Consider the following 16266-nt stretch of genomic DNA (forward strand, 5'->3'; position numbering starts at 1 on the left):
CGATGCGGATCGGAGTGTTGGCCTACGAGGGCTGTCTGGCGGCGGAGATCTTCGTGTTCACCGATCTGCTCCGCATCGCCAATCGTGTTGCGCGGGAGACGGGTGCGGCCACCGAGGATCCCTTCCGGGTGTCGGTGATCGCGGCGTCTGCCGAACCCGTTGCGGCGGCCGGCGGCTTTCCGGTCGGCGCGAAGCGCTGGCACCACCGGTTCGATCGTCTGATCGTCCCCGGCTTCGAACTCGTGCCGTCCGAGGATGTCGCGGCGCGACTGGGTTCTCTGCAGCGGGAGACGACGTTCCTGCGGGCGGCGGCGGAGCGAGGCACCCGGATCGCGTCGGTGTGTGTGGGCGCGTTCCTGCTGGGCGAGGCCGATCTGCTGGCCGGACGGCGGGCGACCACGTCGTGGCTGTTCGCGTCGCGCCTGGCCCGGCGCTACCCGCGGACGACCGTGTGCCCCGAGGCGCTGATCGTCACCGACGGGACGATCACGACGACGGCCGCCTTCAGTGCCGCGCTGGACCTTGCGACCGCACTGGTCCGGGAACACCTCGGCGACGACGTCGCGCGCGCCACGGCGCGGATCACGCTGGTGGCCGAGAACCGAACGAGTCAGGCCCCGTACGTCGTCGACGCCATGTTGCCGTCGGCCCGCGGGCCGTTCGCGGACCAGGTGGCGGCGTGGCTCGTGGAGCACCTGGCCGAACCCTACGAACTGGGGCGCCTCGCCGGCGCGTTCCACGTGAGCACCCGGACGCTGTTGCGGCGCTTCCGGGCCGAGACCGGGGAGTCGCCGCTCGACTTCCTCCGCCGGGCCCGGGTGCGGGCGGCGCGGAACCTGCTCGAGACCACGGATCTGCCGCTGGCCCGTGTCGTCGAGCGCGTCGGGTACCGGGATGCCGGCACGTTCCGGCGCTTGTTCGTCGAGCAGGTGGGGATGAATCCGGCCGACTACCGCCGGAAGTTCCATGGCGAGGCGAGCTCCGTGGCGATGTAGCCGCTATGGGTGGCGATGTCGCCTCTCCCCGTCGTGCCGGGACGCGGACAGACTGACCGAACCACCATCGATCGGTCACGGAGGACACAAGTGCCCCAACGCAGCCTGCACGAGGACGATCCGCTCGACGACTTCGAGCGCCGCAGCATCGAGGAGAACGGCGTCACCAAGACCGTCTACGTCGCGGGCAGCGGACCGGCGGTGATCGTCATGCCGGAGATGCCGGGGATCAGCCCGCACGTCGCGCGGTTCGGGCGGTGGGTGCGTGACGCCGGCTTCACCGTGTACCTGCCTTCGCTGTTCGGCCGGGACGGCGCTGTGCCCGGCGTCGAGGAGGGGGTCGCGGTGCTCCGCCGGGCGTGTGTGAGCGCGGAGTTCCGGGCGCTCGGCGCCGACGGCACCACCCCGGCCGTCGCGTGGTTGCGTGCGCTCGCCCGCCGCGCGCACGGCGAGTGCGGCGGACCGGGCGTCGGGGCGATCGGCATGTGTTTCACGGGCAACTTCGCGCTGTCGATGATGCTCGAGCCCGCGATGCTGGCGCCGGTGCTCTCGCAACCGTCGCTGCCGCTCGACGATCCGGACGGAATCGACAGCGGCCCGGAGGAACTCGCATCGGTGCGCAAACGTCTCGAGAAGGACGACCTGACGGTGCTGGCCTACCGGTTCCAGGGCGACAAGTTCTGCCGCGCACAGCGGTTCGCGGCGTACGAGCGGGCGCTCGGCGACCGGTTCGAGGCGCGGGTGCTGCCCGACAGTGCCGCCAATCCGGAGACGTCGCCGTTCTTCGAGCACGTCATCGCGAGCCCGCACAGCGTCGTCACGGCGCACCTGATCGACGAGGCCGGCCAGCCCACCGTCGCGGCGCGGGACGAGATCCTCTCCTTCCTCGCCATGCGGCTGAGGGACTGAGGAGCCGGTTCCGATCGGGGTACTCTGCCCGCATGCGGGTGAGGGTGGGGTTGGTCGCGGGTCTGTCCGGTGCGCTGCTGCTCGCGGGATGCAGCGATCCCGACGAGGGTGGCCCACCCGTGGACGGGCCGGGCCTGGCCGCGGCGATCGACGCCGACGCGGTGATGGGCGATCTCGAGCAACTGCAGCGGATCGCGGACGCGAACGGCGGCAACCGCTCCGTCGGCACCCCCGGCTACGACGCGAGCGTCGACTACGTGGTCGGACAGCTCGAGGGCGCCGGATTCGACGTCGACACACCGGAATTCGACGTCGACCGATTCGACGCGCATACCCAGACGCTCGCGTTCGCCGGCCGCGACGTGCCGGTCGAGGCGCTCACGTACTCGCCGGCGACACCGCAGGGCGGGCTCACCGCCCGGTTGGTGCCGGCGCCGTCGGACGAGACCCCGGGCTGCGAGGCCACCGACTACGACGGCCTGGACGTCACGGGTGCGGTGGTGCTGGTGGATCGCGGCGTCTGCCCCTTCGCGCAGAAGCAGCAGGTCGCGGCCGACCGGGGCGCGGTGGCCGTGCTCGTCGCCGACAACGAGGACGAAGGCCTACCCGGCGGCACGCTGGGGGCGAAGGCGGACGCGCGAATCCCCACCGGCGGCATCAGCAAGGCCGACGGCGTCGCGCTGCGACAGGGTGGAGACGTGACCCTCACGCTCGACACCACCGTCGAAACGGTCAAGTCCCGCAACGTGATTGCGCAGACCAAGACCGGCGATTCCGGCAACGTGGTGATGGCGGGCGCGCACCTGGACTCGGTGCCGGACGGCCCCGGCATCAACGACGACGGCTCGGGTGTCGCGTCGCTGCTCGAGACGGCCCGGCAGCTCGGCGCGAGGCCGGACACGGCGAACGCGGTGCGGTTCGCCTTCTGGGGTGCCGAGGAGGAGGGGCTCAACGGGTCGACGGCATACGTCGAGGGCCTCGACGACGCGGCCCGCGCCGACATCGCGCTGTACCTCAACTTCGACATGGTGGGCTCGCCCAACGCCGGCTACTTCGTGTACGACGGCGACAACTCCGACAACGTGGGCGAAGGGCCGGGGCCGGAGGGGTCGGCCGGGATCGAGCGCACGTTCGCAGCGATCGTGTTGCAGTTGGGGGTGACGCCAGGGGGAACGGACTTCGACGGGCGCTCGGACTACGGCCCGTTCATCGCGGCCGGGATCCCGGCGGGCGGCCTGTTCACCGGTGCCGAGGAGAAGAAGACACCAGCTCAGGCGCAGCAGTGGGGTGGTGAGGCCGACGCGATGCTGGACCCGAATTACCACACCGCGCAGGACACCGTCGGCAACATCGACCGCACCGCGCTGGCGCTCAATGCGCAAGCGATCGGGTACGGCATCGGGCATTACGCGCAGTCGACCGACGGCGTGAACGGGGTGCCGCCGGCGGGTGACGCCCGGAGCGCGGCGCGGGCCGATGTGGGGAAGTAGCCGCCGAAACCGGCGTCACGCGGCAGTTCTGCGAGACGACCCGGCCACGATTACTCTTGCCGGGGTGAGTGACGACCCGGAGGGCGACGCCACACCGGAACCGGTCCCCACGGATTCCGGCACGGAGGGCGGCTACGCCAAGGTCACCGGTTCGGTGGCGAAGTGGGTACGCGACGCAGACCGGCAACCCCAGTTGGTCGACGCCGTGCGGCGGATCAGGCGCTCACTGCCCGGTGATCCCTCATTCGGCGACCCCCTCTCGACGGCTGGTCCCGGCGGCGCGCGGGCCGCCGCCCGCATGCTCGACACCGGGGCGGGGGCGTCGCGCGAGGTGAGCATGGCGGCGCTGCAGGTGCTGCAGGCGGTGCTCGAGAAGACGTGGGGCAGCCCCGCGAACGGCGAGGTCACCATCGTGTTCACCGACCTCGTCGGGTTCTCCAGCTGGTCGCTGCAGGTGGGCGACGGCGCGACGCTGTCGCTGCTGCGGGAGGTCGCCGCCACCATCGAGCCGCCCATGATCGAACGGGGCGGCCAGGTGATCAAACGTTTGGGAGACGGCTTGATGGTGGTGTTCGACCACCCGGACCGGGCCGTCGAGGCGGTGTTCGCGGCGCGCGCGGCGCTCGCGACCCTCGACCACGCCGGCTACCGCCCCCGGATGCGCGTCGGCCTGCACACCGGGGCTCCGCAGCCCATCGGCGCGGACTGGTTCGGCGTCGATGTCAACGTCGCCGCGCGCATGATGGAGCTCGGCGGGAACGGCAACGTCGTCGTCTCCGGCAACACGCACGACGCGATCGGCGAGGAGCGCCTCGCCGAGCTGGGCCTGGTCGCGCGGCGCTACCGGCGCGGGCTGCTGGCGGCGCCGCAGCGTGGGGTGCCCGAGGACCTGCGGGTCTACGTGCTGCGCCCGGCGCCGGCACCGCGGTGACGGCCTAGCGGACCATTCGGACGACTTCGGGAAACCGTTGCCGCCCTCGCCGCCCGGCGCGCACACTGGGGACCATGACCGAGTCCGGGCATCCGCAGCGCACACCCTTCTACGGGGTGTTGATGATCATCGCGGCGCTGGCGGCCGCGATCGCGGTGAGCTACTACGGGCCCACGTGGTTCCGGATCACCGTCTACATTCTCGCGGTGCCGGTGGTGGCGGTCGGTTTCGTCATGACCCTGCGCGACTATTCGCGCTGATCAGGCGCCTTTCGGATCCAGTCGCCACAGCGGCGACACCGGACCGTGCCCGGCGCCGAGGTCGTACGACGCCTCGAGGCACTTGGTGACCCATTCCTTGCCGAACGCGACCGCGTCGGGCATCGCGTAGCCGTTGGCGAGCGCGCATGTGACCGCCGCGGCCAGGGTGTCGCCGCCGCCGTGATCGTTGCCGGTGTCGATCCGCGGGCTGGTGAACTCGTGGAAGGTGTCGCCGTCGAACAGCAGGTCGGTGCTCGACGTCGACGAGCGCAGGTGCCCACCCTTGACCATCGACCACTGCGCGCCGAGGGCGTGCAGGGCCTCAGCGGCGAGGCGGGCGGTGGCATCGTCGACCACCTCGATACCGGTGATGAGGCGCACCTCGTCGAGATTCGGTGTCACCAGCGACGCGATGGGGATGAGGGTGTTCCGGACGGCGTCGAGTGCCTCGGCGTGCAGCAGCGGATCGCCGTGCATGGACGCGCACACCGGGTCCACCACCAGCGGGATGGAGCCGTCGCGGCCGATGCCCACCTCGGTGCACACCTGCGCGACGGCCTCGATGATCGCGGTGGACGCGAGCATGCCGGTCTTGGCGGCCGAGACGCCGATGTCCAGGGCCACGCAGCGCACCTGCGCGGCGACCGTCTCCGGCGGGATCTCGTGAAAACCGCTGACGCCCACCGAGTTCTGCACCGTCACCGCGGCGACCGCGACGCACGCGTGCACCCCGCACATCGCCATGGTGCGCGAATCGGCCTGGATGCCGGCACCGCCGCCGGAGTCGGTGCCGGCGATGGTGAGGGCGCGGATCGGGGTCTGGCCGGTCGGCGTCAGGGGCAGGTAGTTCACGGCCTCGAGCCTACCCAGGCGAGGCGGGTGCGACGGACGGTGGTGTGAGTCGTGCGGCTGGGACATCTACGACGTGAGTCGTCCCGGTGCCGGCGGGATACCGGCACCGGGACGAGGTCAGCGGTGGATCAGGGCGTGGGGGTGTTCAGGTACTCGTCCAACTCCCAGCCGGCGACGTTGTAGACGGCGCTGGTCGTGGACAGGGAGTTACCGGCACCCGCGGAGGGCAGGCCCGCCCGCAGGTTGACGGCCCAGTTCAGGGATCCGAGCGGTCCGCAACCGGAGGCACCGGGGACGGCGAAGTCGGTGGCGGTGTGGGGTGCCTGGGGCCAGACGTAGCCCGGCACCTCGGGCCCGTTGGTCGAGATGTACTCGGTCGGTCCGGCGCTGCCCACGAGTGCGAGGGACAGGTTGATCGGGGTGGCGGCGGAGCCGATGTAGCAGTTGTCGCCGAGGAGTGGATTGGAGAGCTTGAGCCGCACCGGAAGCTGCACGGCGAGGTTGTAGGGATCGACGTCGGGCAGGGCGACGGCCTCCACGGTCGCCTGGATGGCGGTGGGGCCGAAGTTCTCCGCCGACGCGGCGCCGAATGCTCCGCCGGGAACGGTGATCGGGTTGGCGTACACGCCGAACTTGCCGTCGTCGGCGGCGGGGACGAAGACCTGCTCGCCCGTCACGCCGCCGGCGATCATCAGGCTGCCGTCGGGGACCGCGACGTCGAGATTGCCGATGCGCATGTTGCCGTCCCGGATGATCACCGTCATGCAGGTACCCAGGCCGGTATCGGGGTCGTAGGCCAGATCGAGCCGGCAGGTGTCCCAGTTCTGGAACTCGTACGGCGTGCCGGGCGCGGCCGACGAGCCGGTCGAGGAGCCGCTGCTGCCTTCGGAACTGGACAGGCTGCCGCTGCTACCGGAGCTGCCTTCGGCCGATCCGGCGGCGTTCGCGACGCCGCCGCCGACCAGGGCCAGCGCGGCGGTGGCCGCCAGCACGGCGGAGCGGGTGGTGTTCTTTCGCATGTACTTCCCCCACATGGATGTCGACTCGGCCAGGAGGTTCGGTCGAACCCAGCTGTGACTGCCCGAGTGCCCTACTGACAGGTTGGCGCCGCCCTGGCATGGGCCTTGGCGACGCCTGGCGTCGAGGTGAGTCGGGCGTGCCCCGGATCGAGATGGGGCGCAGATGCGCTCATCCGAATCCCCCGATGTTCCCCGTCCAGAGCCGGACGTTGTTGCAGTCCGACTGCGAGCGTGTAACAGATCGTCACACACACAGCGGATGTCATGTGCCGGTTTCGGGAGGATCGGCGAAATCTATCTGCGGTACACCGAAACTGTACTGCAGTACAAACTTTAGCATTGACCGAAAAGGCGACCTGAAAAGTCGGGTGTCGTTACGGCCAGGGCTGGCCCCTTGCTGGAAGTCGTGCGCTCAGGCGAATATCGGCCGACCGGTATCTCGTACTGTTGACCTGCGTGGATCTCGGAAATGGCAAGGGGTGCAACATTTATTGAACGCCCGTCCAGCTAGGGGCCTGCTTGGCGGCGGCCGGGGGAATTGTCGAAACTGTCACGCGAAGGCGTCGTGTGTGTGACGATCTGTTACGCGCACGCAGTCGGGCCGACATCAGGTCCGGCTCAGGATGCGGAATCTCGGGGGAGATCAGGAACGGGCACAACCCCGCTCGTTCCGGACTTACGCCAGCAGCGCACCCGACTCACCCCAACGTCATGCATCGTGCTCGAGGTGCAGTGCATATCGAGCCGATGCTCTTCCGTGAGAAATACACTCGATCGGCGATGCCGAGTCCTGCTCGAATCGAATCTGGACGGGTGTGTACCCGAATGGGGGTTCTACGTGAGAAAACTCATGACCCGCTCCGTGATCCTGGGTGCGGCAACAGCTTTGGCTCTGGTAGGGGGTGGTGTGGCGAACGCGGCTGCCCCGGTATCGGGGGCGAAGTACGATTTCAAGAATTGGGACACCTGCCAGCTGGACAAGGTTTACGACCCCGATACCGGTGTGGGTACCTGTATGACGGTCGTGATTCGGGATGGCACGATGCGAGTCGGCAGCCTCAACGTCCAGATTCCGGACGGAAGTCTGATGATTGCCGGCGGTGTCGCGCAGGACCAGGTCTTCGTTCCCGCTGCCAATGATGGCAAGTTCGGTGTGTATTCGAAGTCGCTCAGCGTCCCCGGCGGCGCACTCGGGACCAGTTCGGCCGAGGACTTCGGCCCGACTGCCATCCAGGCGACCGTGGAGGCTGTGGCGCTGCCTGTGGTCGATCCCTACAACCTCGGTGTGCAACTTCCGGTTCGGTTGAAGCTCTCCAACTCGTTGCTGGGGAACAACTGCTATATCGGTTCTACTTCGAATCCGATACGGCTTTCGCTGGCACTCCAAGATGCTGGTGCTGCGCAATGGATTTCGGACACGGTTCCTGGCGTTCCGGGCGGGGTCTGGCCCCAGGCAACACACAAGGCCACCAACTTTGCGGTGCCCGGAGCCACCGGATGCGGTCTCTTCGGCTCGCTGAACTGGGCCGTCAATCAACGGGCCGGCCTGCCGTCGGGTGGTTCGGGCAATTCCCTGTCCACAACCAGCTCTGTCTACAACGCCGCGGGATGGGAGCTGTCGTAGTACGGCAATCGAATCGATTCATCGAAGCCTGTTCACTCGACCGTTCATCCGAACGGGGCTACACCTCACATGAAGGAGAAACGAATGGCAACGACGATTCTCAATCGGGGTAGCGCAGTTCTGGCCGTCGCCGCGGCCGCGACGTTGACGGCTGCGGGGCTGTCGTACGCGTCGACAACGATCACTCCCGCGAGCACGCCGGTCACCGCGACGAGCAGCGATCTTCGGATCATCACCACCACCCCCGGGTACACCATGCGCTGTACGAATGTGTCCGGCACCGGGACGACCCCGGCTGCACCCGGCAACGTCAACCCGTCCACTGGCGGGATCGACATCAACATCAGCAGCGTGAGTCTGTCGAGTTGCACGCTCAACGGGCAGCCTGCGACGGTCGCTGCCAGCGGGACCTGGAAGCTGAAGGTCGACAACGATGGTGCATCTCCACAGGGTTCACTGATCATCCCCGCCGGTGGCGCGGTGGTCACGGTGCCGTCGAGTGGTTGCTCGATCACGTTGGGGGCGAGCACCATCGGGCCGCTGCCGTACGCGAAGCCGTCGGTGACCGCCTCGAACTCCGGGACGGTCAATTTCAACTCCACCGGTGGCGGTGTATGCCCGCCGGCAGGTCCCGGTACGGCTACCCTGACGGGCAAGCTGACCTTCTCGCCGGGAATCGACGTCACGCCGTGACGTCGATCTGACCTAGACCGTCCCGGTATCCACGTGGGTGGGTACCGGGACGGTCGACGGATCGGATCGAAAAGTATTCAGCTGAAGGCTTTTCGAGAAGCGGCTGTTCGGTAGTGCAGGGGATCGGCCGGGTGGCTCTTGTGTGTTTGCCAATGTGTATCGGGTGGCCGGGTGAATCGATTGTGTCGACAGCAAGAAGAACCGGTCGGGTGGTATTGGATTCCGCGCTGCGTCTCCGCTGCTTGTGTACGCGATCTGAAGGGGCCCGGAATTCGCGTCGAACGGATTCGGTCAAATGCCTGACAGGTTGCCCCGAACGGCGGTACAAATAGTGGCGTGGATCACATTGTTGCATCGAAAGCGTCCCGAGGAGGTGTCGTGTTCGACGATTCGCCCAGTGCCGACGTGACCGACAATACCGACCAGAACCGCTTCGAGTTGCGGCTCAACGGAGACCTGGTGGGAATCGTCGGCTACTACGACACCTCACCGGCCCGTCGTCGCGGCGCGCGGAAACCCACTCCGGTCGTCTCGTTCATGCACACCGTCGTCGTCGAGGACTTCGGTCACCGCGGGCTCGCCGCCGTCATGGTGCGGCGCTCCCTGGACCGGGCCCGGGACTACGGCTGGCGCGTGCGCCCAGTGTGCACATACGTGCAGCGGTTCGTGGAGGCCAACCCGGAGTACCTGGATCTGATGGCGCCGCCCGAGGCGTCCGACGCAATCTCGCTGAACTGATCGACGCGCGGCCACGCCGCGGTCAAGGATCGGCATCGAACCGCCCCACCCGTCCCGAAACGGACCCGGTGCCGGCGGTTCGGCCGGTTTCATGGGGAACGTGAACAGCGAATCCCCACGAACAGCGGGTGCCGTCGCCGACGCCGTCCGTATCGTCGACAGCCCGCCACACGAGCGCTACGAACTGTGGGTGCGTGACGACCTCGTCGGCATCCTCGGCTACCGCCGCGACAGCGCCGGGCCGTACGGTGACGTGCTCACCCTGCTGCACACCGTCGTCCGCGAGGACCGGAGCGGCCGCGGCTGGGCGGCGGTACTGGTGCGGGCCGTGCTCGACCGCGCCCGCAGCGAGGGCGCCCGGATCCGCCCGGTCTGCACCTACGTCACGCGGTTCCTCGGCACCCACACCGAGTACCTGGACCTGCTCGACGAGCAGCCTGATCAGGCCAGATCCACCACGACCGGCGCGTGATCGCTCGCGCCCTTGCCCTTGCGCTCGTCCCGGTCGATGTGCGCGCCGGTGACCCGCGCCGCGAACGCGGGGGAGCCCAGCACGTAGTCGATGCGCATGCCCTGCCGCTTGGGGAACCGCAGCTGTGTGTAGTCCCAGTAGGTGTAGACGCCGGGGCCGGGCGTGTGCGGGCGCACCACATCGGCGAAACCGGCCTCGGCGAACGCATCGAATGCGTCCCGCTCCGCCTGCGACGTGTGCGTCTTGCCCTCGAAGAACGCCGGATCCCACACGTCCTCGTCGGTGGGCGCGACGTTCCAGTCGCCCACCAGCGCGATCTGCGCGTCCGGGTTGCCGGCCAGCCAGCCCTCCGCGTCCGCGCGCAGCTTCGCGAGCCACTCCAGCTTGTAGACGTAGTGCGGATCCGTCAGTTCACGGCCGTTGGGCACGTACAGGCTCCACACCCGCACCCCGCCCACCGTCGCACCGATCGCGCGGGCCTCCCGCGTGGCCTCCGCCTCCGGATCCTTGTTGAACCCGGGCTGGTCCGCGAACCCGACCTGCACGTCCTCGAGCCCGATGCGCGACGCGATCGCCACGCCGTTCCACTGGCTCAATCCGACGTGTGCCACCTCGTAGCCGGCCTCGGTGAACCGCTCGTACGGGAACTGCTCGTCCTTGCACTTGGTTTCCTGCATCGCCAACACATCGGTGTCGGTGCGGGCCAGCCAGTCCACGATCCGGTCGGTTCGGGCACGGACCGAGTTCACATTCCACGTCGCGATACGCACACCGGAGAGGGTAGTCAGCTATCCCGACAGTCACCGAACCCGGCCGTCGGACCGGCGCACCGGCTTGGAGCCCAGCGCCTTGAGCCGCACCACGTCGGCGCGCTCGATCTCCACCACGCGGTCGTCGGCGGTGCGAATCACCACCGTCGGCTCGAGCTGCTCGAGTGTGCCGATCACGTCGGTGAGCGGATGCGAGCCCCCGGGTGGCAGGCGATACCGCACCACCACCCGGCCGCCGATCACCGGCGGACCCGGCTCGCGACTCGTCACGGGTCCTCGACTCAGTCTTCCTCGGAGTCCTCGTCGTGACCGAACGGGTCGTCGACCGTGCCCGGCGTCCAGCTCAGGCCCGGCACGCCCCAACCCTCACGCTTGATCGTCTTCTTCGCCGCGCGCTTGTTGCGGCCGATCAGCACGTCCACGTACAGGAAGCCGTCCAGGTGACCGGTCTCGTGCTGCAGCATCCGCGCGAAGAAGCCGTGGCCCTCGATCTCGACCGGGTTGCCGTGCTCGTCGGTGCCGGTGACCTTGGCCCAGTCGGCACGGCCGGTGGGAAACTGCTCACCGGGAACCGACAGGCAGCCCTCGACGTCGTCGTCCTCGTCCGGCATGGTCTCCGGAATCTCCGACGTCTCGAGCACCGGGTTGACCACGCAGCCGCGGCGCATCACGGGCTTGCCGGACGCGTCCTTGCCGGCGGCGTAGTCGGGGCAGTCGTACACGAACAGGCGCTTGGCGACGCCCACCTGGTTCGCGGCCAGACCCACACCGTTCGCGGCGTCCATCGTCTCGTACATGTCGCGGATCAGATCGGCGAGTTCGGCGGGCGACTCGGTCACGGGCTTGGTCGGCTCGTGCAGGACGGGATCGCCGACGATGCGGATCGGAAGAATTGCCATGGTCACCAAGGATAGTGCGCGTGATATTCGCGGCGCGTCCCCCTGGAAGCCCGTCACCCGCGCCGCCACCGTGGTTCAATTGACCAGGAAGAACACAGATGTAATTCGTGACCGGTCCCGAGCGATGTCTCAGTGTCCGGGCACACCGCTCGGCCTGATCCTGCCGGGTCCAACGGGGCGCGGAGGTCGCGCTGACGTCGGGCGGACCGGAAGTCATCGAGCAGTCGAGGAGTGAGATGGACGGCGCAGCAGCGCGGAACCAATCTGAGCGGCCCGACAGCACGTCGGGGAACGAAGTGGGCGAGGACGGTCTGACTCGCCGCGAGCACGACATCCTGTCCTTCGAGCGGCAGTGGTGGAAGTACGCGGGGGCCAAGGAAGAGGCCATCAAGGAACTCTTCGCGATGTCGGCCACCCGCTACTACCAGGTCCTCAACGCGCTCGTCGATCGCCCCGAGGCGCTGGCCGCCGACCCGATGCTGGTCAAGCGCCTGCGGCGCCTGCGCGCCAGCCGTCAGAAGGCCCGCGCGGCCCGTCGCCTGGGCTTCGATCTCAGCACGTAGCCCTCTCCCAGTAGTCGCCAACTCGCGGCCGTCGTCACCTCGTTACGGGAAGCGTCCGACGGGCCGATTAAGGTCGGAACAGTGACCACCCCGAATCCAGAGTCGTCAGGCCCCCCGCTGCGCGCGATCGCGATGGTGCTGATCGCCCTCGCGATCCTGTTCGCCGGCCTCGGCGCGGCCTCCCTGGGTGGCTCCGATTCCGACGAGACGGCCACCGAGGCCTCGCCGACCACCACCACGTCCGCCCCCGCCGCGGCACCGGCCGCGGCGCGCACGACGACGGCGGCCCCCACCACGACCGCGGCCGAGCCGACCACCACGACCAGCACCGCGACGTCGACCACCGCTGCCTCGGCCACCACGTCCGCGCGGGTCGACAAGTCCGTGCCGGTGCGGGTGTTCAACAACAGCACCGTCTCGGGCCTGGCCGCACAGACCGCGAACGAGCTGACGTCCGGCGGTTGGAACGTCTCCGAGACCGGCAACTACAGCTACGGGCAGATCCAGACCACCACCGTCTACTACGGCAGCAGTGCCTCGGAGAAGGCTGCCGCCCAGGCCATCGCCGCCGAGCTCGGCGTCAAGGCCGAACCTCGTTTTGCCGGAATCGAGAGCGCGTCGCCCGGCGTGATCGTGATCGTCACCTCCGGGTAGTCCGGTACCACCCGCTGGTTATGATCATCCGCAGATTTCAACCACCTCGAAGGAGCGGTTCGATGGCCTCGCAATTCTCCCGTAGCAAGTCCTGGCGTGTCGTGACCCCGTTGGTCGCGATCGCCGCGCTGGGCTTGACCGCGTGCTCGAACAACGAGGAGCCCACCGACGTTCCCGGCACCACCCCGCCGGTGTGGACCGGTGCCCCCGCTCCCGCAGGCGAGCACGGTGAGAGCGGCTCCGAGCACGCCACCACCACCGGTTCTGCCGACAACGTCTCGGTGACGCTCAAGGATGCCAAGGGCTCCCAGGTCGGCACCGCGACCCTCGCCGAGAACGGTGGCTTCGTCCAGGTCACCGTCGACGCTCAGGGCCTGACGCCCGGCTTCCACGGCCTGCATGTGCACTCGGTCGGCAAGTGTGAGCCCAACTCCGTCGCCCCCACCGGCGGCGAGCCGGGCAACTTCCTCTCCGCCGGCGGCCACTTCCAGGTCGAGGGCCACACCGGCCATCCGGCCAGCGGCGATCTCACGTCGCTCGAGGTCCGCGAGGACGGCAAGGGCTACCTGGTCACCACCACCGACGCCTTCACCCTCGAGGACCTGAAGAACGGTGGCAAGGGCACCGCGCTGATGATCCACGCGGACGCCGACAACTTCGGCAACATCCCCACCCGCTACGCGCTGCCCGACAATGCGGCGGTGCCGGACCAGCAGACGCTGTCCACCGGTGACGCGGGCGGACGCGTCGCCTGCGGCGTCATCGGCGGCTGACGCCACACCACAGATCACCGCAACGGCGGGGCCCTCGCGGCCCCGCCGTTTCGCGTCTACCAGCGCCTTTGCGGAGCCGTGCGGGCTCCAGGACGCTGTGGTTGGATCGTTTCTGTGGGAGTCCCCTTCGCAGGTTCGCCGCGTCCGACCATCGGTGTGGAATGGGAGATCGCGCTGGTCGACCGGACCACTCGTGATCTGTCCAACACAGCCGCCGAGGTGTTCGACGCCGTCGGTGGTCTGGCCGACGAGCCGCGGGTCACCAAGGAGTTGCTGCGCAACACCGTCGAGCTCGTGACCGGCATCTGCGACAACGTCGGCGAGGCGATGGACGACCTGTCGGAGACCATGTCGCTGGTGCGCCGGGCCGCCGACCCGCTGGGGGTCGACCTCATGTGCGCCGGCACTCATCCGTTCGCCCAGTGGTCCACCCAGTTGATCACCCGGACGCCGCACTACGACGAGCTGATCGAGCGCACCCAATGGTGGGGGCGGCAGATGTTGATCTGGGGTGTGCACGTGCACGTCGGGATCTCCTCGAAGGAGAAGGTGTTCCCGATCCTGAACGCACTTCTGCTGAAATACCCTCACCTGCTTGCGCTTTCGGCGTCGTCGCCGATGTGGACGGGCGTCGACACCGGTTACGCCAGCAACCGGGCACTGATGTTCCAGCAGTTGCCCACCGCGGGACTGCCGTTCCAGTTCGAGAACTGGACGCAGTTCGAGGGATACGTCGACGACCAGCTCACCACCGGCGTCATCGAGAACCTCGGCGGACTGCACTGGGACATCCGGCCGGCGCCGCGGTGGGGCACCATCGAGGTGCGAGTGTGCGACGGGATCTCGTCCCGCACCGAACTGTCCGCGCTGGTCGCCCTCATCCACTGCCTCGTCGTGCACCTCGACGAGCGTCTGGAGGCGGGCGAGACGCTGCCGTCGATGCCGCCGTGGCACGTGCAGGAGAACAAGTGGCGCGCCGCCCGCTACGGCATCGACGCCGAGGTGATCCTGGGTGCCGACAACCGCGAGCGGCTCGTCACCGACGACCTCGACGACCTTCTCGAGAAGCTCACCCCCACCGCCGTGCGGCTCGGCTGCGCCGACGAACTTGCCCGCGTCGCCGACATCCCGAGGCGGGGAGCGTCGTACCAGCGTCAGCGCAAGGTGGCCGCCGCGACCGGTGGCGACCTGCGCGCCGTCGTCGGCTCGCTCGTCGACGAACTGGACACGTAAGCGCGAATTCACCCGCCGTTTACTATGAACGGCGTGTTGGTGGACGGTGGTGCGCGGACGGAGCCGGTGCGGCTCTCCGACCGGACCCGCAATTATCTGATCGGCGGCGTCGTCGCGGCCGGTATCGCGATCCTGATCGCTCTGCAGGTGTTCGCGTCGTCGCGCGGGTTCGAGGGACCCCTGACGAGCCTCCTCAACGATTTCGTCGGCACCCCCAAGTCGGCGTCCGTGCCGTGGGCCGGGCTCGCCCTCGCGATGGTGGGGCTCACCAACCGGCAACGGGTGCTGGCGCTGTCGAGCGCGCTGGTCATCGACGTCGTCGTCGCCGGGATCCGCTACCTCGCGGGGGGATCGCTCACCGTCGGCAACGGCGCGGTGATCGTGCTGACCGCGATCGGCGTCTGGGCCGGCTGGAAATGGTCCGGTGAGCAGCGCCGCAACGCGCTCATGGGCGTCGGTCTCGGCGCGCTGCTGATCGTCGCCACCAAGTTCGGGGACGTGTGGCTGCACATCACCGTTCTCGCCGGTCCTGAGGTTCTCGACCAGTACGTCCAGCTCGCCGACCACGCGCTCGGCAACCCGTCGTGGGTGATGGGCAACATCGTCGACGCCACCGGTTCGGTCGGCTACGCCGTGCTGCACTGGGTGTACATCGAGCTGCCCGTGGCCGCGATCGTCGTGGCGCTGTACCAGCTGCGCAAGGGCTGGCCGTCGCACCACCTGGTCCGCACGTTCCTGCTGATCGGGCTGATCGGGCCGGTGTTCTACATCCTGTTCCCGGTGGTGGGCCCGATCTTCGCGTTCGGCGCCGACGGCAACGGCTTCCAGGTGGGCGACTTCTGGCCGTCCGTGGTCCCGTTCGACCTGACGCCGTCGCCCATGCCGTTCGACGACGCCACCCCCCGCAACTGCATGCCCAGCCTGCACACGGCGTGGGCGCTCGCGCTGTTCCTGCACTCGCGGCAGGGGCCGCGCTGGCTGCGCTGGGGCGGCACGTTCTGGCTGGTCTGCACGCTCAGCGCGACCTTGGGCTTCGGCTACCACTACGGCGTCGACCTCATCGCCGGCGTAGTCCTGACGCTGACGCTCGAGTCCGCGCTGCGCGCCCCCGAACGCGGCTGGGGCTGGTTCCGGGTGCGTCTCGTCGCCGGTGGCGCCGTGCTGCTGGGCGCGTTGCTGCTGAGCTATCGGTTCCTCGCCGTGGAGATCGCGGAGTATCCGATCGTTTCCGCGCTGCTACTCCTCGGCGTCCCCGCACTCTTCGCCTACGGCTACTGGCGCACCTTCTACCGTGCCGCCGCCTCCTCGCGTTTTGCGCACTTATCGCTCCCGCAGGACGCTCCGACCGCGCGCTAAGTGCGCAAAACGCGGGGGTGAGGGACGGCGTCGGC

19 protein-coding genes are annotated in these 16266 nt (G+C 68.7%); 14 read left to right on the forward strand and 5 right to left on the reverse strand.

The features are described from left to right. Window positions 1-2 precede the first annotated feature (2 nt). From PSS76_RS05050 to PSS76_RS05070, 5 genes are all read left to right on the forward strand, one after another. Window positions 3-995, forward strand: a complete 993-nt coding sequence (locus tag PSS76_RS05050) for a GlxA family transcriptional regulator (RefSeq protein WP_069855922.1) — start codon at window positions 3-5, stop codon at window positions 993-995. A gap of 90 nt (window positions 996-1085) precedes the next feature. Next, window positions 1086-1904 carry a dienelactone hydrolase family protein gene (locus PSS76_RS05055; RefSeq protein WP_337455940.1) on the forward strand — a complete coding sequence of 273 codons (819 nt, stop codon included), beginning with the start codon at window positions 1086-1088 and terminating at the stop codon, window positions 1902-1904. 32 nt (window positions 1905-1936) lie between these two features. After that, entirely contained in the window at window positions 1937-3394 is a 1458-nt protein-coding gene (locus tag PSS76_RS05060; RefSeq protein WP_013417090.1) for a M28 family metallopeptidase, read from the forward strand. A gap of 64 nt (window positions 3395-3458) precedes the next feature. Further along, window positions 3459-4325: an adenylate/guanylate cyclase domain-containing protein gene (locus PSS76_RS05065; protein WP_337455941.1), complete on the forward strand. Its 867-nt coding sequence runs from the start codon at window positions 3459-3461 to the stop codon at window positions 4323-4325. A gap of 74 nt (window positions 4326-4399) precedes the next feature. Then, window positions 4400-4585 carry a hypothetical protein gene (locus PSS76_RS05070; RefSeq protein WP_005517890.1) on the forward strand — a complete coding sequence of 62 codons (186 nt, stop codon included), beginning with the start codon at window positions 4400-4402 and terminating at the stop codon, window positions 4583-4585. Here the strand turns inward: PSS76_RS05070 and thiD are convergent, their stop codons facing one another. Continuing rightward, window positions 4586-5437 (reverse strand): bifunctional hydroxymethylpyrimidine kinase/phosphomethylpyrimidine kinase, encoded by an 852-nt coding sequence (thiD, locus tag PSS76_RS05075; RefSeq protein ID WP_106851740.1) that lies wholly within the window; start codon window positions 5435-5437, stop codon window positions 4586-4588. 128 nt (window positions 5438-5565) lie between these two features. After that, the gene (locus tag PSS76_RS05080) at window positions 5566-6456 is read right to left on the reverse strand and encodes a hypothetical protein (protein ID WP_005517892.1); all 891 of its coding nucleotides are present in this window, start codon (window positions 6454-6456) and stop codon (window positions 5566-5568) included. A gap of 850 nt (window positions 6457-7306) precedes the next feature. Here PSS76_RS05080 and PSS76_RS05085 point away from each other — a divergent pair. From PSS76_RS05085 to PSS76_RS05100, 4 genes are all read left to right on the forward strand, one after another. Beyond that, on the forward strand, window positions 7307-8080 hold the full coding sequence (locus PSS76_RS05085) for a hypothetical protein (protein ID WP_238086409.1): 774 nt from the start codon (window positions 7307-7309) through the stop codon (window positions 8078-8080). Window positions 8081-8164: 84 nt separating this feature from the next. Next, a complete protein-coding gene (locus tag PSS76_RS05090; RefSeq protein WP_337455948.1) occupies window positions 8165-8773 on the forward strand; it encodes a hypothetical protein in 609 nt (202 codons plus the stop codon). A 378-nt stretch (window positions 8774-9151) separates the two neighbouring features. Next, on the forward strand, window positions 9152-9511 hold the full coding sequence (locus PSS76_RS05095; RefSeq protein ID WP_013417084.1) for a GNAT family N-acetyltransferase: 360 nt from the start codon (window positions 9152-9154) through the stop codon (window positions 9509-9511). 91 nt (window positions 9512-9602) lie between these two features. Further along, a complete protein-coding gene (locus PSS76_RS05100; RefSeq protein WP_013417083.1) occupies window positions 9603-9983 on the forward strand; it encodes a GNAT family N-acetyltransferase in 381 nt (126 codons plus the stop codon). Here PSS76_RS05100 and PSS76_RS05105 read toward each other — a convergent pair. From PSS76_RS05105 to PSS76_RS05115, 3 genes are read right to left on the reverse strand one after another with little or no spacing between them, the layout of a single operon-like run. Next, a complete protein-coding gene (locus tag PSS76_RS05105) occupies window positions 9953-10753 on the reverse strand; it encodes an exodeoxyribonuclease III (RefSeq protein WP_337455949.1) in 801 nt (266 codons plus the stop codon). The genes PSS76_RS05100 and PSS76_RS05105 overlap by 31 nt on opposite strands. A gap of 30 nt (window positions 10754-10783) precedes the next feature. Then, window positions 10784-11023 carry a putative acetyltransferase gene (locus tag PSS76_RS05110; protein WP_041674426.1) on the reverse strand — a complete coding sequence of 80 codons (240 nt, stop codon included), beginning with the start codon at window positions 11021-11023 and terminating at the stop codon, window positions 10784-10786. An 11-nt stretch (window positions 11024-11034) separates the two neighbouring features. Continuing rightward, on the reverse strand, window positions 11035-11652 hold the full coding sequence (locus tag PSS76_RS05115; protein WP_005517906.1) for a peptide deformylase: 618 nt from the start codon (window positions 11650-11652) through the stop codon (window positions 11035-11037). 236 nt (window positions 11653-11888) lie between these two features. On the opposite strand from PSS76_RS05115, the gene napA reads away from it, so the two are divergent. From napA to PSS76_RS05140, 5 genes are all read left to right on the forward strand, one after another. After that, window positions 11889-12215, forward strand: a complete 327-nt coding sequence (gene napA / locus PSS76_RS05120) for a nucleoid-associated protein NapA (RefSeq protein WP_005517908.1) — start codon at window positions 11889-11891, stop codon at window positions 12213-12215. Window positions 12216-12296: 81 nt separating this feature from the next. Further along, the gene (locus PSS76_RS05125; RefSeq protein ID WP_005517909.1) at window positions 12297-12869 is read left to right on the forward strand and encodes a LytR C-terminal domain-containing protein; all 573 of its coding nucleotides are present in this window, start codon (window positions 12297-12299) and stop codon (window positions 12867-12869) included. A gap of 62 nt (window positions 12870-12931) precedes the next feature. After that, the gene (gene sodC, locus PSS76_RS05130) at window positions 12932-13642 is read left to right on the forward strand and encodes a superoxide dismutase[Cu-Zn] (RefSeq protein ID WP_005517911.1); all 711 of its coding nucleotides are present in this window, start codon (window positions 12932-12934) and stop codon (window positions 13640-13642) included. 114 nt (window positions 13643-13756) lie between these two features. Further along, window positions 13757-14875 carry a glutamate--cysteine ligase gene (locus tag PSS76_RS05135; RefSeq protein WP_005517916.1) on the forward strand — a complete coding sequence of 373 codons (1119 nt, stop codon included), beginning with the start codon at window positions 13757-13759 and terminating at the stop codon, window positions 14873-14875. A 24-nt stretch (window positions 14876-14899) separates the two neighbouring features. After that, a complete protein-coding gene (locus PSS76_RS05140) occupies window positions 14900-16231 on the forward strand; it encodes a phosphatase PAP2 family protein (protein ID WP_013417077.1) in 1332 nt (443 codons plus the stop codon). The last annotated feature ends 35 nt before the right edge of the window (window positions 16232-16266 follow it).

Source organism: Prescottella sp. D32, from assembly GCF_037287305.1.
Lineage (GTDB): Bacteria > Actinomycetota > Actinomycetes > Mycobacteriales > Mycobacteriaceae > Prescottella > Prescottella equi.

What these genes read in the sequence shown, in the direction of transcription:
- PSS76_RS05090 (WP_337455948.1), top strand. Translation starts at nt 8,165, where the DNA reads ATGGCAACGACGATTCTCAATCGGGGTAGCGCAGTTCTGGCCGTCGCC.
- PSS76_RS05050 (WP_069855922.1), top strand. Translation starts at nt 3, where the DNA reads ATGCGGATCGGAGTGTTGGCCTACGAGGGCTGTCTGGCGGCGGAGATC.
- sodC (WP_005517911.1), top strand. Translation starts at nt 12,932, where the DNA reads ATGGCCTCGCAATTCTCCCGTAGCAAGTCCTGGCGTGTCGTGACCCCG.
- PSS76_RS05115 (WP_005517906.1), bottom strand. Translation starts at nt 11,652, where the DNA reads ATGGCAATTCTTCCGATCCGCATCGTCGGCGATCCCGTCCTGCACGAG.
- napA (WP_005517908.1), top strand. Translation starts at nt 11,889, where the DNA reads ATGGACGGCGCAGCAGCGCGGAACCAATCTGAGCGGCCCGACAGCACG.
- PSS76_RS05080 (WP_005517892.1), bottom strand. Translation starts at nt 6,456, where the DNA reads ATGCGAAAGAACACCACCCGCTCCGCCGTGCTGGCGGCCACCGCCGCG.
- PSS76_RS05140 (WP_013417077.1), top strand. Translation starts at nt 14,900, where the DNA reads ATGAACGGCGTGTTGGTGGACGGTGGTGCGCGGACGGAGCCGGTGCGG.
- PSS76_RS05070 (WP_005517890.1), top strand. Translation starts at nt 4,400, where the DNA reads ATGACCGAGTCCGGGCATCCGCAGCGCACACCCTTCTACGGGGTGTTG.
- PSS76_RS05100 (WP_013417083.1), top strand. Translation starts at nt 9,603, where the DNA reads ATGGGGAACGTGAACAGCGAATCCCCACGAACAGCGGGTGCCGTCGCC.
- PSS76_RS05085 (WP_238086409.1), top strand. Translation starts at nt 7,307, where the DNA reads ATGACCCGCTCCGTGATCCTGGGTGCGGCAACAGCTTTGGCTCTGGTA.
- PSS76_RS05060 (WP_013417090.1), top strand. Translation starts at nt 1,937, where the DNA reads ATGCGGGTGAGGGTGGGGTTGGTCGCGGGTCTGTCCGGTGCGCTGCTG.